Here is a 17,512-nt window from a genome sequence, read left to right as displayed (position 1 = left end):
TCGCTCTTTGCATTAGAATCGATAGTTAGCATATTGATTATGTTGCTGATGTTGTTGATGGGCTGGCAGTCGCTGATAATGTCCTAAACTAATCGTGATATCGGCTATGGTTGGATTAATGGGGGATTGTATTTTCATCACAGCTGTACGTCCAAGCTGAACGCCTAGAGATGATTTGGTCCTTAGCGTCGCATCCGATAGTAAGTTTCGAGGAAGCGTTAAACTTAGGCGAGCATTAACTCTAGCGCCTAAGTAAACATGTAATAATGCCATTAAGTCTTGATAAATACTTCCATCCGGTAGCCATCCTCGCGCTTCGTCACTATCTTGGGTATGAAGTTTTATCAAAATTTGACTATTAACATCTGTCGCGTATTGGCCCAATACGGGCTTATTTTTTAGGCTAATAGGTTGTTTACATGATAATGTGGTGACATTTTTTTGTTCAATTCTTCGCGGATCATAGGGGGATACAGTTGCTGTAGTATTCGGTGCTAATAACTGAATTAGCGATATGACTCCCTCGGCTGTACGCGTTGGTAAACGCATAGTTCCTAAAAGTGCCAAAAAACGAGAGAGAGGAGTTTGTACCTGATTTGCACTGCCGGGGATCCCTAAACCGATTAGTCCATATAAATATTTTGAGGTGTCGTCGATACCTCCAGTTTCAAATGTCGCTGGATAAGAATATTTACGCCAAATACGATAAAATTGGGTAGTCAGTCGATGATTGAAAATATCCAAAAAATCAGTGAGTGCATCAGTGCCGTCACGGTGTTGAGCGATATCATCGAGATAGGTTGTCGGTAAAGGGGAGGTAACACCGTATAAACCTAAAAAAGTAGTACGAATATTGGGGATTGTACTTTGTCGGTAGCGATGGTCTTTATCGATCCCTTTGATTTCAGTTACTGGAAACCCCATTCCACGGTGCGGACGAAAGCGAATAGGATCTGCTTGCGGGCTTTGCGTGCTGCCTAATGGGGAGTGTGTTTTATGAGCTTGTTCAATCAATTGGCAAAAACGATAAAAATTAATTGAAGGCAGTTTCTCTCCCAGAGCTTCAATTACCGCAGTCGTTGAGGAGATTGATTTTCGGTCCATTGTAGGCATTTTCCAGTGGGCAAAATAAATAATGTAAGTTGATTAAATAAGTGAACATCGGTATAGAGTTCAAAGAAACGATTGAGCATTTCACCAAAGAGATGAATATCGCCTTCACCATTAAAGCCTTGGCTGTCTAAGGTAATATTAATCGCAATACCTCGCTGTAAAAAACCTTTCTCAAAGCGCTCTATAAGTTGGTGTTCGACATGTTGGATAGCATCTAATTGGCGTTTATTCATATCGTCATCACGCCAGTCATACAGTGCCAATGTACCGCGTAGGACTTCTGCATTGTCCATCATATTCAAAAAACTGGCGCCTAAGTGACTTAGAACTCGCCAATGAAAGCGATCTTCTACCGGAGGGTAACTCGGTAATGTTGGCTTGCATAAATTACGTACAGTTAACGAAAATTGAAGTGTTTGCTCGGTTCTATCTAACAAAGTACCTTGTAAAGATTTGCGAGGAAGTTGCCCGTTTGTTCCCGTCAATTGAAGTGATAAAGTTTGGCTTTCAAGTGCTTCATCAAGGTGATTATCTTCTCCGCCTAAAATAAGCCACGTGTCATGCAGCCCTGATACTCCTCGTTTGACCCGAGTATGATAATAATGCTCCGGGGCATTATGGCGTAGCATTCCCCCCCGATGACGAAAACTGGTAAAAGGTACATAGTTAATTTTTTGGTTACGTCTTGAACCTTGAACATTATCAACTGAATAAATTTCTGTATGGCCATCTTGTAAACGGCGAGGGCGTAATAGATATTCGCTTTCTAATCCATTAACAGTAAGTGGATCAGCCTCTACGTTGAATAGATTAATCACCGGAACACAGTGTAATTTTATATTGTCAGTATTGAGCGCTAAATCATCATCCCATTGGGTATTAAGTACAATATCGAGTTCAAATTGGCGTGTATTTTCTGGAAAGTGAACATCGCCTAAGCCGTGTAAATTGACGAATAAGAATTTCTCTCGAAAAGTAAAATATTCCAGTAATAGTTGATAACCACTGAAGGTTGTTCCTCCTTTTGGCCATAAGCTGTCTTGCTCACTAAACCCTCCAGGTGAAAACCACAGCGGCAAGGCAATACGTTCAGAAGCTGATGGAAGCTTTAAATAGGTTGCGGCAATATTCTTTGTTAGAGCGAGGTGTAATGCATACGTTGTAGGAATATCACCCGCTAAATAGAACGATAGAGCGGTTAATGGGACTTGTGACCAATCAATCATTTCACTGCATTGAAAGGTAAGCCGAAGTGTCGAGCGCCCATCAGGTTCAGTGGTTAAATTAACACCAGATAATTTAATGGGATCTAATGTGAGATTGCGCGTTGTGCGGTAACGACACACTGTTTTTTTGGGGCCAATAGGGCGTGATAATACTTCAAAATGCGCTGGAATTACGCTACGCACTTTCAATTGTTCAATATTAGGGGATAACTCAACAATCGACAAAGAAGGGATCGTTTGTAGATAGTGGGGCCATAATAAACTGACGAGTCCTTCCGTTAATTCAGGCAGATCATCATCAATTTTTTGGCGCAGTTGCCCCATGGAAAAAGCAAACCCTTCAAATAGCCGTTCAACAAACGGATCAGGAATGCCCGCTTTATCTAAGTCTAGTAGCGCAGCACGGTCAGGATGGGCCTGAGCGAATTCCTTCGCCGCCTCTCGTAGGTAGCGCATTTCTGCGTCATAGTAACGTAGCGTTAAATCATCCATTCGTTATTCTCTATTCGGTAAGTATTAAGGATATAATACGAGGGCTCTTACAGGGTCTAATCGTGTGAGTTCTGCCAGTAAATTTTTCATTTGTAAATGTAAGCCGCTTTTATCTGCTGTATTCCGCTGGGCTTTATTACGGAGTAAATGTAGCTGGCGTGCCTTTATTTCAAATATAAAGTTCGGCTCCCAGTCAGATAAAGGCATGTGGCGGGCTTTTTCATCTAAATCTTGTAAAAAATTAAGCGCAAAGTCGTGGCGAGAAAACTGTTCAGCAACACGGGCGATGACCAGCTGTAATAACCATTTTTGACGAGGGTGACGAACTTCAGGTCGATTAATTAACCAAGCAATTGCTGTATCAATGCCCTCATTATCTGCTTGCACTAAAGCTTCTTGCTCAAGCGCGAAAATAGACTCTTCATCTGCGGGCGAAGTTTGATGAAAAGGTAAGTCATGCAGTCCTGAGGTATTTTCCTCAAAAATATGTTGCTTGATCCACGCTAATGTGACTTCGTCAGCGAAAGGCGTTCCATCTTCCCAAGCCAGTGTTTCCAGCCCAGGTAAACGAGTAAGAAACTGTTTTAAATCTGAGGCAATAACGGCGGCCCAGCCATCCCAAGGTGAAGGAGATTTACTCAGCGCTTGGTATAAATACCACTGCACATCAAGCCAAAAGTGATTAACTCCTTCAGCAAATAGACGATCAGCTTGTTCGGTTAGCTCTAACCAACTTTGCTGTAAGTATAAACGTTTAAGCTGTGCTCGAGCTTCTGTTCGAGGAGGCGTGAGGCGAGTACATCCATGTTGATTTTGTGGAGGAGATTGATGTATCGTGTCCCAACGTACTGATTTCATTAATCTATGCCCGGCTAACCAACCGTTGGGTTGATTGCGTAAATAGCCCGCTAACACTTTAGCTTGATCAAGAAGCTCACGGCCTGATTGAATGGGTGAAATTGAGCTTTGGCTTGTCGATAATATGGATGTGGAGGAGACATTTTTGAGATCAGATGCTTTGATATTTTGAGGTACAACACTGTTTGCGCCCCCTGACTGAGCTAATCGTTTTTCAAGTGCCCGTAATAAGGGAGAAATTTGAGGGCGACAGTTTTCTTCCCATGTAGTGAATTCGTCTACAATTATCCCCAACAGTGCCACAATACGTGAAAATTCCTTGTGATCAACTTCAGGGTAAAGTGACAAGCTATCTAATACTCGTTGACCCGCTAACCATTCTAATGCAGATTTTCGACTGTTCGGACGAGCCGGTAATAATGTATCGTGATAGTGACTTAGAAAACCTGCGAGCAAACCCAGTGAGTCAGCTAAGCCCGCTTCTCCCTCTTTATGTAATCGCGCCCAAATATAATAAGTAACCACCCGAACATCTTTACAGACGGTGGTGAGTAATTTCTCGGCAAGTGAACATATGAGTTCAGTATCTGCCCCAGACAGTTTATTAACTTCTTCACGCATGCGCTCAAAATCATCATCATATCCGGGATCTTCTCCGACGGGAGAATCAGGCGTGATTGGCAATAACCAACGCTCCCAAAGAGCAATTTGTTGTTGAGCAATGGATTTTTCATCTTGGGGATGATCGGTAAAACACGATGTTCGTAGTGCGGTTAATACGGGCATAGCTCAATATCCTTCACACGCTAGTCTAAAAAGATTTTTTTAGGTAAAACAAAATTACGCAGTTTTAAGAGCGCTAATGGGCCGTTACCTACTTCAGTACGTAACACGTATGACAGTGTATTCCCCCCGAATGTTTGCCACGATACAGTATAGCTGCTGGTGCTTCCGGCATAAGGGGCCAGAGTGGCAGATTCTAATAGGCGAATAATCCCCCAGACTCCGCGATAATCGGCGTAGAGCCGAGTGCCAGAAGTGGTGGTCATCCAACTTAGGGATGCGCCTGATGCAATAGTATCAGCAGGCCACACAAAGCGTTGCCACTCAGGAGATTGGTTATCGTAAATTAGCTTTTGTTTATCAATAACTAAAATAGTTTGCATGACATTTTTACTGGTCGCGGGGCGCATTTCAAAATACAGCCGAGCTTCACCGTTGGCAAAGGCGATATCACCGAGAGTGCTAAGAGTATCGAGCGCGGTTAAAAACTCTGGATTAAAGCGTAATCCTTGAGAGTGAGTACTGTTAGGTACCCAACGATTGCCTTCTTTACGTAAAACACCTTGCAAACGTGTCTCTAAGAAGCGTTGAATACGTCCGTTATCAGGGCGTAGATATTGCGCCATCAACGGTAAAGAGACTTCACTTTGTGTATTTTTAAAGGGATAGCGACCACCAAATGCACTGTTCCATTCATTGACAATAGCATTTTGCCATTCGTTATTAATACCTTCAGCGGTCGGCATTAATAATTGCTGCCAAGCTTGGGTCATCGGCTCGACTAACAGTGTTTCACCAAAACTATGCCACTCTTGACCGAGACTTGCGGCAATCAGGCTGCCATAATCCCGTGTTTCAGAAAGATCTACCGTTTTCCCTTCAAATACGCTTTGCGCCAACGCTTGGGACATAGCTTGAGGATCTGGGGCATTCATCACTTGTTGCAGTTTTAAACGCACACGAGTCACACGCGTTAAGTAAGTCTGTAAACTTAAATTATCGTTGTTTGCGGTGCTAGATTGTGGATCAGTGAAATTTAAAATTGGGCCAAAAACATCCTCAAGAGGACCGGTAAACTCAGCTTTTTGGCTGATAGTGGGTTTTTTCTCTTTATTAATCAGCTCCTTCGCTGAATTAACAAAGGAATCAGTTAGCTTTTCTTGTTGCCGGCCTGTTTTGCCTTGATATGACAAAGTATTCATTAATGCAATAACCGGAGATTGGCGAACATCACTCATTAAAGTTAATTGATCAATAGTGTCGGATAAATTCTCCGTTTTTCGCCATTGCAAACTATTGAGAAAGTTAAGCCAACTGCCCGAAAAATCGGAAAAATAACGGTCAGTTAAACGTTGCTTCAATTGTTCCGGTGAGATCTCGCTATCTATACTTTTTTGACTATCACTTAAGACCCAATCGATTTCATCACGACGTGCTTCAACTGCTTGTTTTATTGCAGGTTCAATCGATTCTTCCCATGCTTTGCGGGTAAAAATCCCCGGAATAAACTGCTCCGTACTGAACAGAAAGTTAACATCAGTCTCTGCAACCATTTCATTTAAGGTTAAATCTGCATAGTTATATTTAGCTTGTTGAAGAATTTTTTGATACATCGCCGATTCACCGCTGCGTTGACCAATTTGGCGAATAAGCAACGTGCGACTACTGTTGATTAAAGAACGATTAGGTGTTATTGCCCACGCTGGATGTTGAGGTAATTGCTGGGCATAAAACATCAGTAGTTCTCTGCCTAAGGTTTGCCACTCTCCGGTCTGTTGAGGGTTATTACCCAAGGTAGCATCAATAAAAAAGCGCGGATCCATACGCTCGGGAGTACTCATCATTAAGTAGGCTTTGAGTGCTTGATAGGCTCGAGGAGAAGCTTCAGCACGTTCAGTACTCTCAGGCGGAAGCTGGGCGAATGCCTGTAATTGCTGGGTTAATTCTTGAAGGAGATTGTCTCGCAGCAAGGGCAACAACGATTGTTGATATACAGGCCACAGTTGTGCCAATAACGCATTATTCTGATTAAGCCCAAAACGTAGCCATAATGGAACGTAAGTATGCTCTCGGTGATCCAACAGCCCTAAGATTTGTTGAAAGTTATATTGTGCATTTAATCTTTCAGATTCAGATAGTTGCGGATTAATAGCAACTTGGGCATTGTGCATACTTTGATTAATAAGCTGACGATTGGCGATATAAGCAGTGATCATTCCAATTCCCCATAACGCCATTATCGTAGCCGTAGAGTATTGCAATACACGTTTACTATTAAGGCCTAAAGCGGCGGGTTTTAGCTCAGGGGCTAATTCAGCTTGGATACTAAGCCAACTATGCCACCGGCTATCGGGTTGCCAACTGTGATTAACACGTTGATTTCCCACGGTAATTACAGGTGTACTAAATGCTATGCCTGCAATAGGTAGCGCACGAGTCCTTGAAAATAGCGGTGTTAATGTCGCCGCCAGTTGTTCGCTACCGCCCGATTTCAAATATTGGGCTAGTGTCAATAAATAAGTGTGTTCGGGATGCTGCAATAATGCCTGTGTGCCTTGAGTATTTAATCCAGATAATAAGGTTAATAAAGTAGGTGAGAGGGTATCTGGTGAGATATTAGGTTCAGTGAGACACAGCACGGAAGGCATATTATCAGCAGCAATCGCCTTATTGTCACTTACACTCCACATCCACACGGGAGCACGCCAGCCGAGTGCTTGGAATAAGTGATGTAAATAGCGTCCTGCGATATCTGCTGTGGCGGTATTTAAGTTAATAAATCCAATACGATTATCCAGCGGAACAGAGGATACGTTATTTTCGGTTACCCAAATAATCCCGTCCAGAGGACGACGGCGACGCAGTTGTTTTAGGGTATCCAGTCGCTCAGTATCTACCGATGCATCCATTGAATTTCTGCCAATATCTCCGCCATAAATAAGCAAGGTGCCATCACACTCCTGCCAGATTTCCTGGGTAAGATTCGGAGCCAGTTTTTCGACCGCAGAGTGGGAACCAATGAGCAACTGAATGGAGACTTTGGAATGCCAGAATGTACCATATTGACGACGCAGTAATTGAATAATCTCATCACACAATAGACTAAAATTATTAGTTTTAATATTTAAAACCACCGAGCTAGTCTGTGGCTTAAATTCTTTTTGTTGTTGCTTTTGTGAAAATTTATTTTTTATAGGATAAAAATAAATACTTAATAATGCAATCACACTTAGTGTCGGTATTCCGATATAGAATGGTTTTAAATCAAATGGTTTATATTGATAAGTTACATATAAAACGATTGATAAACTAATAAATAAGACTAAAAAAATCACAAATAGCTTCCCGCGAGGAAAGCTTGCGGATATTTTATTTTTCATATTAAGACCTACGAATGTAAACCGCGTAACTGGCACCATAAGGATTTGGGTGAATAAGAACTTGGTCTGTTTCTGTTTTTGATGATATTTCTGATACGAGTGAAAGATACGTTAAAAATGCATTAGAATGAGGTATTGAATACGATAATGCTAAAGAATAAATAGGATTATGCTTATCAAACTCAATATTTTTTTCGGTGTAAGTAATTAGAAGTTTATCCACTAAATCTTGTTTGTTATCTGTTATCCAGGTCTGAAATTTATTTTTTTTTGATATTCCGCTGTAATCAATATATTTTATTATTTCATCATCTATGTTTTGAATATCTATTTCCATTATTCGTTCTACTTTTATACGTGCATTATTTAAACTTATGACTTTACTGTTTGTTGAAAATAATTGAGCTGAAATAAATTCGCTATATTCTGCTTTAGATTGGATAGTTATAATTAAAAATGTATCACTTTGTTCGATATCGTCATAGATAGAAAAAACATCTTGATAGCGAGGTGATTTAATAGGCTTTATCTGCCAATTTTCATAAATTAAATTTTCATTACTATTATTGCTATCGAAGATATATATTTTAGAGAGATAGAATCGATAATTTGGACACTGTCTTTCAAGTTGCCCATCGATTGCCACAATTAAATTTTGATCTAATTGTATATTATTGAATAAACGACGAGGTTTATCTGGAAACATCGGAACAGCTTCAGCTTTTTGCAAAAATACATCAGTACCGTCTTTATCAGGGGTATAGATAACATTCGCGATAGAGGTTATGGAAGATTGACACCATGCTTGCCATTCGTTTTTTGTAATTTCTTTCTCTTTTTCCCAGTTGTGGCAGGTGATCACGGAATGTTGGTAACGAACGTATAAAAAACTGATACATGTAAAAAAGAGGAGAGCGATAATGGGGAATGTAATAAAAAATAACTGTATTCTTTGCTCGGCTGATAATGTGACACTATAAGTATAAATTGCAGTAATAATCGTTACAAAAAAGATAAATATAATTTTATAGTTAGGTTTTTTTATGGGGGTTTTATTTGGGATAGAGGGGATCTTCCAATACATTGATTCGATATCCTTGTCTGCTTATTTTGTATGAATTGTGGGCTCCGAGCTGATCACCCGACACCCACATGCACATAGGCACTGATCCACTACAATGGCAATACCATTATCAAAAGCGGAATCAGCCCCTTCTATAATGGTGTTATTTCCGTGTTTAGGGCAGGAAATAAGATCCCCAACGAGTGCAACTTGTTTATCATCAATGTACATCGTGGATGAAGCCGAGAGCACATGGCCTCCATGAGTATTTTTGTCACCAAGACAGACAAATCCTTTCATAATAAACCTATTTATTAGAAGTAAAGTGAATATTTTCAGTGGAACTAGAAGCGTACATTTTAATGAAGAAGTAGATTATGAGAAACTATGTTTTTTATTTATTATTTTTAAATCGTTTAAATATCATTGTTGCAAAGATTAAAACGCATTCGGTTTATAACGCAGAGAACCAACAATTCGATCCCATATTTCGACCATTTGTGCATCACTGTACGTTGTTTTTTTATTATCATTAAATAATGTCATACTTAAAAATGGTTTTTCAAACGAAGATGTACCTTGATTTGCTTTTAATAGAAAATAATAGTAGGGAAAACCTGATTCTACTTTATTTTCTTTTTCATTATAAACATCTTGTTGCCCTGCCATTAACCATTCTTGAACTGGAACCCCATTGGGTTTTATTTCACCTTTTTTAAAGGTATGCATATTATTTAATACCATTGATTTTTTTATCTCTGATGAGCGACTCAACAAAGTATCATCAACAGCCGTAACATGGTCTTCAATATTTACCGAGAAATTGAAATCATTATTTTCATATAAAAAATATAATCTTTCTGTAGGTTTATTTTCATCATCCAATATAAACCCATTAGGAATACAGACACCTTTTTCCGTAGGGATCTCATGATCTAATCGTCCGCTCAGGCGTGAAATTAATGATTGCATTGCAGCTAATTTGGCTGGCTTTTGATTTGACTGATATTCAGTTCCTCCTCTGGCTAAAAAAGCTGTCTTTCTTTTTTCATGCTTTTTATTCGAAAAATCTCTAATGTCAGAAGTAATAACAAACGCAATATGATTAATATATACATGAGCTTCTAATGTTCGATAAGCATCACTAGAGCCAGATTGATTCCTATCAAAAATCACGCCTTTATTGTCGGATAATCGAATAACTTCTTTAAGCGCAGGTGAATTTTCTTCGTTTTGCTCCCATTCTATTAATTCTTTTTCTCTTAATTCAATACGTTGCCTAAATGCCGGAGGATAAATAAATTTACTTTCAATTTTGAAATCACCAATAAATATTTTATCTCTTAGCTGATTATTAAACGATTCAGGGACATCCATTACATAACGCCCGATACATTGCGGTTTGACTTTTTCAAACAATGTTTCCATCACAACCTTTTCCTTATCAGTTAACGGTGGAGGCAAAATTTCACGAGTTATCCAAAAAAATGCGATAATTATTATCGCGATAAGTAACCCTACAATTTTTTTTGGTTTAGTCAGCCGCACGAATATCGACCTCTTGTACAATCTTAATGATCGACCTTAGCGTAAATTTAATGGCATCACTAAATTCAGAATAAGTAACTCCCTTTACAGCATATGCATCTTGATGATCGACATTTGTCGCTAAAACACTTTTAATTGTTGGATTACGTTTTATGACTTCCAATGATTCAATGGGAACTGTGCCATCCCCCGCAGTGTCCGATTGTATTAAGATAAAATCACAATACTGACCATCAGAAAGGAGAACTTTTTTCTGGTCATGAGGCATTTTTCTATTAGGATCAACATAGGGTACTTTGCGAATATATTTCTTTTCAGAATAATAAAGCGTAACCGTTTGCCTATTATCATGGAGTTTATTCCATGTCAAAAAACCATCGGTTTTTTCTTCTGTGCCATAAAAAACATAGGTATTTGGGTGATATAATCCTTGTTCTTGGTGCTCCATAAAATTCCTAACAGTATTATCCATTAAAATATCATATTCATCCCAATTACTATCAATTTTAACCTTATCAGAATCAATAATGTCTGATTGATATAGCTTCCACCACACATCGTTACGCAAGTAAATATCAGTAAAAGGATCTGACTTCCCTGTTTGAGGATCTTTAGTTTGCGGGTAGCTACCTTCACCTTCAATCGTAAGCCATGGCGATTTATAACTCGGGTAAGGTAGGAGTTGTAATGGTGCTGGAGCTCTAGCTAACACGGGCATTAACTTTTCTGCGGTTGATCCTAATACTTTCCCTGGATTACCTTCTTTGCCTGCCCCTGTTTTCATGCGACGATAAGCTGCCGGAGACCCCAAATCAGGGATAACGCCGTGAACAACACCTAAAACCTTATCTTGGCAACCTTTAAACTTTACTTCTTTAGGAGGATTCATTGCGTAACGGGCAACTAACCCTCCCATAGAATGCGTGACTAAAATGACTTTTTCTACTGCTAAACCATACCCATGTTTATACTTATAGATATTTAAAACATCATCAATATAGTTGGTCAGTTCTTCAGCAGATATAGCATTATCCTTCAACCAATTATAACCAAAAACATGTATAGGAAAGAGGAAGCGTTTAAAATGAGCTAATTCACTAGATGTTAATGGAGAATCGTGCGTATCTCCAAGTTTATCCCCCACTAAATCACTTAATACGCCTTTAATTTTTGTACTTACAGCCCTAAATTCTGGAATAAAATTATAAAGATCTGTTTGCCAATCATCTAACAGCGCATATTGAAATACTTCTAAAAATTGCCCATAGCTCAAATTTAACGCTTGTCCCCACTGCCGTTCGTAGCGAGTCGGAAACAAATGACCATCATCAGAGAAAATAGAATGAGCTATGTAACTAATACTGTTATATCTATTTTCAACCTTTGTCGTATCGGGATCTAATGTTCTTCGGCGTTCAGCGCCGTCTTTATTAACAAATTTCAGGCTATCAGCCCCCATAAACCATTCCGCATTCCAAGATGATTCACCAACATCACTTTTAAGATTAGTTCCCATAATCCCAGGAATAAAAATAACAGGGATAACTTTGGTTGGCGGCACAATACACTTCGCTTCGGCATTTAGGGATTTGTGCTGTAATTGAATGTCAATCCAACTACATTTTCCATTTTCATCCCACTGAGGTAAGTGATAGGAAACGTGTTGGCATTCATTGGGTGTTACTGACCCGTTTGATTTATCTGTCATAAAAGTTCCTAAGAATAATTTCGCTGACCGTTAGATAGCCATTACTTATCATCAAGTTTAATGTCTAGTTGATCTAACCCTAAGCCCTTATGTTCAGATAAATTTCCTTGGGTATCAGTAGTCGTCGTACTTTTTGTACCTTCAGCATAAATACCTACAGGTTTGGGTTGACGGGAGCTATTTAGATCGGCTAAATCAACCAATTGAGGCTTAATCGCGAACTCAGAACTTTCCCATGACTGCATCGACTCATTGATGCTTTGGCCGCCAAATTTTTGCCAAACAGCGCCACGTTCAATAATTTTATCGGGAGCGGCACATTCCACCGTACCATCTGCAATACGAATATAACCGCCACCACTGGTTAAGATAATTTCTTTTTTAGCTTTGATGATCACTTTACCATCATGGCTACTGATGCTTAAATCCTTCAAGGCATCTAATGACATTTCATCATGTTGAGCTTCAATCGCAATTTTGCCTTGATTGGCAAAAATTTTGATACCGAGCTTTTGAGCAAATAAGCTAATGATTTCGCCTGCGGCAACGGTAAACTTTTTGGCAATACTAAAATCGGCACTATTACTAGCCGTGTTGATAATATTTTCGCCTGCCGATGTTTGAATACTTTTAGGCGATGTATGGGCAATACCTGCTGGAGAGGAAATAAGCAGGGCTGATTGCTGAAGTTCATTGAGTGTTTCAGACAGAAACTCTTTTTGTGTTTGTAAATCAGCAAGCTCAGCTTTTGCAACATTAGCGGCTTCTTTGAGGGACTCGGTTAACTGCTGTGCCTGTTCTAACTGAGCAATGGCTTCTTCCATTGCTAGCACTTTACCGCTAGCTTTTTCTTGCTTATCGGTGGAGATAAACAATCCTTTACCCGCACGGATTGCGCCCCAGCTGTCGGTGCGTAACTCGAAGCCATCGCCGCGTGGTTGGCGTTTGGCATCGACTAAATGTCCTAGATTTAGCTGGGATTTTCCGCCATATTCAGTACTGAGCTTAATGTGTTCTTGCCCGCGTTTATCCTCCATGCGCAGTTTATTATTGGCTGGCGTGCGGATCACATTACGCGTATTATTTTTATCAGTAACGTGATCCGGATGGCGGGAATCATGGAGGGCATGGGCGATATATGGGCGGTCAGGGTCACCTTCATGGAAGGCAATCGCCACTTCGGTGCCTTGGATCAGTGGAAAGTGCATGCCGTAAGTATCGCCGGCGTAGGGTTGCGCCAAGCGTACCGGCATACTTTCATAGCCTTTGGCTTTTTGATCACGATCGGCGTCGAATTTAACCCAATAAAATCCATGTTCATTTTGATGTGCATAGATATCATTTTCTTTGGCGCTAGTAACGCGTGCCATTAAGGTTCCGGCAATTACCGGGCGAGGCTTGAGAATAGGGCGCCAACAGAGAGCTTCAGTATAGGGCACAGCATCAAAACGAACGGTTAAGGCTTTATCTCGGCTGGCAGTAAAGCGCAGTCGAGTGATCAAAATAGGGGCTTTGAAAACAGACGGTAAGCTTGATAAAGGAACATTATCTTGAATACTTAATACCAACAAGGGGGTTAGGTCGGCAGCGCTGCTTTGTCCGCGCAATAAAGTTTGGCGAGCTAAGAATCGTTCATGGTCAAGGCGAGCCCAGAAATTAGCCGTTTCAGCTTCAGGATGCAGCTTATCCCCGCGTGCTAGGTGACGCGGACGATAATGATAGACTTCGCCATAATTAATCTCTTCGCCATCACCAAGCGTCATGTCTGTTACAGCGGAGATCATGGTGTCTTCTGCTAATCGATGGTTGTAATCTTTGGCGAATACACTATTTTCAACAATTTGATGCCGCAGTGAAAGTCCCCATACACTATCAGCAGAGTTATCACTCATTCCTGAAGGGCTATTAAGTGGTAATGATTTATCATACACATAGCCGCGTTGGCTATCAGTAAAATAAATGACTTCAGTTTGAGTATCATCTTGTAGACCAAAACGATAAAAGATTCCTACTTCACTCAATAAACGTTCAATAAATTGTTTATCGCTTTCATTTATTTGATTGATTTGCTCACGTTTAGGGTAGGTTTGTTGTAACGTGAATTCAAACTCCCAGCCTTTAAAATTATGTTCTCGGAGTATTTGTTCAACCACTTCAGGAATCGATTGGTTGATAAAAAAACGATGTGAGCGAATTTCATGGCGTAGTAGCGCAAAAAACGGTTCAATGACTAATTGATAGCGCGCTTCATCCGCGGAGCCAGACAAGCGGCGAAAATCGGTAACGGTGCCATGGATACGTTTAGCTACCGTATTTGGGGATATAACGCCTCCCGCAAGATTTGAGGGGGGAGCAAAGGTTAAATTGGCACTGCGGCGCAACAGTTGTTGCGGTGAGAGATCTTGTGCTGAACAAGTAAAGGTAATTTGATAACGATAGGTGTCACTAATGGCTTCACGCCCCGTGAAATGCTCAACATCGAAATAATCAGCACAGCCTTGTACTTCAAGATGATAACGGTTTTGGTTTTGGAGTAAGATTTTTGAGGGTTCAGTTAATCTCATAAATTATTCTCCAGTAGTTGGCTATCTTGCGCCGACGATGTATTCATCTCACCACTAAAGCTCAAGGTAATACCGTCTTCATCGTTAAAGCCTAAGGTCAGAGTTTGTGCGAGTAATTGGTTTTCTTGGCGCATTAATAATTGCTGACTGAGTACCGGTAATATTTGTTGATTCAGTAAGCTATCAATATTACGAGCCCCGGTATCCGGTAATAGGCAGGCACTAACTAACGCGTCGTATAGCGTATCTTCGACAATGCCGGTTAAGCCATAATGCAGTTGTAAGCGCGCCATTACACTATTGAGCTTCATTTCGACAATAGTACGCAGAGCCGTTTGCCCTAATGGGCGATAAATTAAGGTTTGAAAACGGGCAAGTAAGGCCGGCTGGAAATGATCACGTAAGGTGGGGCGCAGCAGTTCTTGAAGTTCACCGTCAGTAGACTCAGGGAATTCTTCGAGTTGCTGCATTAATAAATCGCTGCCTAAGTTCGCGGTCATTAAGATAACGGTATTACGAAAATCAATTTCACGTCCTTCGCCATCGCGCATAAAGCCTCGGTCAAACACTTGATAAAACATGTTTAATACATCGCGGTGAGCTTTTTCCACTTCATCGAGCAACACCACACTGTAAGGGCGTTTGCGTACGGCTTCGGTTAAAATTCCGCCTTGGCCGTAACCTACATAACCTGGAGGTGAGCCTTTTAATTGGCTAACCGTATGAGCTTCTTGGTATTCCGACATATTAATGGTGATTAAGGCTTTTTCGCCGCCAAAAAGTTGGTCAGCCAAGGCGAGAGCCGTTTCGGTTTTTCCGATACCACTAGGTCCGACGAGCAGAAACACGCCTTGCGGACCATTTTCTGAGGTTAAACCTGTTCGTGTCGCTCGTAAGCGTTGGCCTAGCGCAAGTAGGGCATGGTTTTGACCCACCACGCGCTGGGCTAAATTAGCTTCTAATTCTAATAAGCCCGTTTGTTGGTCTTTCAATAAACTGGATAAGGGAACACCGGTCCAGTCGGCAATCACTGTAGCAACTGTTCGTACATCGACATCGGGAGTGATCAGTGGCTCATTTTGCTGAACTTGGTCTAGCTGAGATTGAATTTCGCTGATATCTTGCGTTTGGCGGCGTAGCTCCATTAACTCGCTGATCAGATTTTTCTCTTGTTCAAAGCGTTGTTCTAGTTCCGCCAGTTGTATGGCTATTTGGGCATCTTGAGTCACTAATCCGCTAAGTAAAGATTGATTAGTGGTGTTACCAATGGTCAGATCATCAAGAATGGCGTGTTGCTCAAGTTTTAGTGCATTACGTTTAGTTTTTAAATACGTTATTTCTTCAGGTTGTGTATCAAGACTCATGCGAATACGTGCACTCGCAGTGTCGAGTAAATCCACGGCTTTATCGGGTAATTGGCGGCCAGGGAGGTAACGACGTGATAGCGTGACAGCCGCTTTAACGGCATCATCCGTAATATGCACACCATGGTATTTGGCATAGCGAGATTTTAATCCACGCAGCATCAAAAAAGCTTTTTCATCATCCGGTTCATCGACTTTGACCACCTGAAAACGGCGTTCTAAGGCAGCATCGCGTTCAAAATACTGCTTGTATTCAGACCAGGTAGTCGCCGCAATTGTTCGGAGTTCACCGCGGGCAAGAGCAGGTTTTAATAAGTTAGCCGCATCGGCGCCACCGGCTTGGTTACCCGCCCCGATAATGGTATGGGCTTCATCAATGAATAACAAAATTGGCGTAGGAGATTGCTGAACTGCTTCAATCACATTTTTGAGACGTTGTTCAAATTCACCTTTAACCCCCGCGCCCGCTTGCAGTAGCCCTAAATCTAAGGTTCGCAGAGCAGTAGTTTGTAAGCTAACGGGCACATTTCCTTCGATAATACGTAACGCTAAGCCTTCCACTAAGGCGGTTTTACCCACCCCAGGTTCACCTACTAAAATTGGATTGTTTTTACGGCGACGGGAAAGAATATCGACCATTTGACGAATTTCATCATCTCGACCAAAAACTGGATCAATCGCACCTTCTCGTGCTTTTTCTGTGACATCAATGGTGAATTTATTCAGTACTGCAAGTAAAGCTTCGTTCAATGTATTACCCATCAAGTTTGGTGTTGTCGTTTCTTCTGTTAATGGGCTATCAAGCGGAGTTTCTCGGCCAATGACTTGATTATGTGCAGCAAGTTGTTGCAGGTCTGGACGCTCATCCGATTGGGCATCAAGCACGGGCCTTAAGCGCTGAAGTTGAGTGGTACTTAACGTCATTAAAGGCCATAAGTTGTCGTTAGGTAGCAGAGAAGGCTGCTGAGTAATGGCGGATAATAAATGTACGCTACGAATATGTTCAATATCTTCATCCAGTGACGCGATTATCCACGCCTGTTGGATTAGATTAAGTAGAGGTTTAGATAGACGAGGACGGCTATGAATGGAGCGCGGTAAATTATTGATTTCATTTAATAAGCTTTGCCAAAGAGCAGAAATATCCCATTCGTAGCGGCGAGCTAACACGGTGAGATCACTTTCACCCATTTCCAATAACTTGAGCAGCCAATGTTCAATAGTGATTTCCGCATGTGCTCGTGTCTGGCATAACGAAGCCGCTGCCTCTAAGGCGCTGGCACAGTAAGGATTTAGGCGACGTAATAGCATCACGGATGAATTATCCATATTCTCTCTCTCGTATTGGGGGGTGAAAACGTATTTTTTAGGCGCAGTAAGGCATGCTACCGCCCATAACCGTTAACCGAGGTT

The 17,512-nt window shown here is 41.1% G+C and carries 10 protein-coding genes; all 10 read right to left on the bottom strand.

Annotation, left to right across the window (positions count from 1 at the left end; translation table 11 throughout):
* Positions 1 to 12 precede the first annotated feature (12 nt).
* The gene (gene tssG / locus M992_RS09920; RefSeq protein ID WP_053908390.1) at positions 13 to 1,104 is read right to left on the bottom strand and encodes a type VI secretion system baseplate subunit TssG; all 1,092 of its coding nucleotides are present in this window, start codon (positions 1,102 to 1,104) and stop codon (positions 13 to 15) included.
* Positions 1,068 to 2,831: a type VI secretion system baseplate subunit TssF gene (gene tssF / locus M992_RS09915; RefSeq protein ID WP_053908388.1), complete on the bottom strand. Its 1,764-nt coding sequence runs from the start codon at positions 2,829 to 2,831 to the stop codon at positions 1,068 to 1,070. The genes tssG and tssF overlap by 37 nt, the downstream gene beginning before the upstream one ends.
* A gap of 24 nt (positions 2,832 to 2,855) precedes the next feature.
* Positions 2,856 to 4,475: a type VI secretion system protein TssA gene (gene tssA / locus M992_RS09910; RefSeq protein WP_053908386.1), complete on the bottom strand. Its 1,620-nt coding sequence runs from the start codon at positions 4,473 to 4,475 to the stop codon at positions 2,856 to 2,858.
* A 20-nt stretch (positions 4,476 to 4,495) separates the two neighbouring features.
* Positions 4,496 to 7,852, bottom strand: a complete 3,357-nt coding sequence (locus M992_RS09905) for an ImcF-related family protein (protein ID WP_053908384.1) — start codon at positions 7,850 to 7,852, stop codon at positions 4,496 to 4,498.
* Position 7,853: 1 nt separating this feature from the next.
* Entirely contained in the window at positions 7,854 to 8,936 is a 1,083-nt protein-coding gene (locus M992_RS09900; protein WP_053908382.1) for a hypothetical protein, read from the bottom strand.
* 21 nt (positions 8,937 to 8,957) lie between these two features.
* Positions 8,958 to 9,215, bottom strand: a complete 258-nt coding sequence (locus M992_RS09895) for a PAAR domain-containing protein (protein ID WP_053908380.1) — start codon at positions 9,213 to 9,215, stop codon at positions 8,958 to 8,960.
* Positions 9,216 to 9,353: 138 nt separating this feature from the next.
* On the bottom strand, positions 9,354 to 10,343 hold the full coding sequence (locus M992_RS09890; protein ID WP_315970592.1) for a T6SS immunity protein Tli4 family protein: 990 nt from the start codon (positions 10,341 to 10,343) through the stop codon (positions 9,354 to 9,356).
* Positions 10,344 to 10,449: 106 nt separating this feature from the next.
* Positions 10,450 to 12,171: a lipase family alpha/beta hydrolase gene (locus tag M992_RS09885; protein ID WP_053908378.1), complete on the bottom strand. Its 1,722-nt coding sequence runs from the start codon at positions 12,169 to 12,171 to the stop codon at positions 10,450 to 10,452.
* A 41-nt stretch (positions 12,172 to 12,212) separates the two neighbouring features.
* The gene (locus tag M992_RS09880) at positions 12,213 to 14,735 is read right to left on the bottom strand and encodes a type VI secretion system Vgr family protein (RefSeq protein WP_053908376.1); all 2,523 of its coding nucleotides are present in this window, start codon (positions 14,733 to 14,735) and stop codon (positions 12,213 to 12,215) included.
* Entirely contained in the window at positions 14,732 to 17,428 is a 2,697-nt protein-coding gene (tssH, locus tag M992_RS09875; RefSeq protein ID WP_053908374.1) for a type VI secretion system ATPase TssH, read from the bottom strand. Before tssH ends, M992_RS09880 begins: the two co-directional genes overlap by 4 nt.
* Positions 17,429 to 17,512 lie beyond the last annotated feature (84 nt).

Origin of the sequence: Moellerella wisconsensis ATCC 35017, assembly GCF_001294465.1 — a bacterium.
Classification (GTDB): Bacteria; Pseudomonadota; Gammaproteobacteria; order Enterobacterales; family Enterobacteriaceae; genus Moellerella; species Moellerella wisconsensis.
This window is presented reverse-complemented; position numbering and strand designations above follow the sequence as displayed.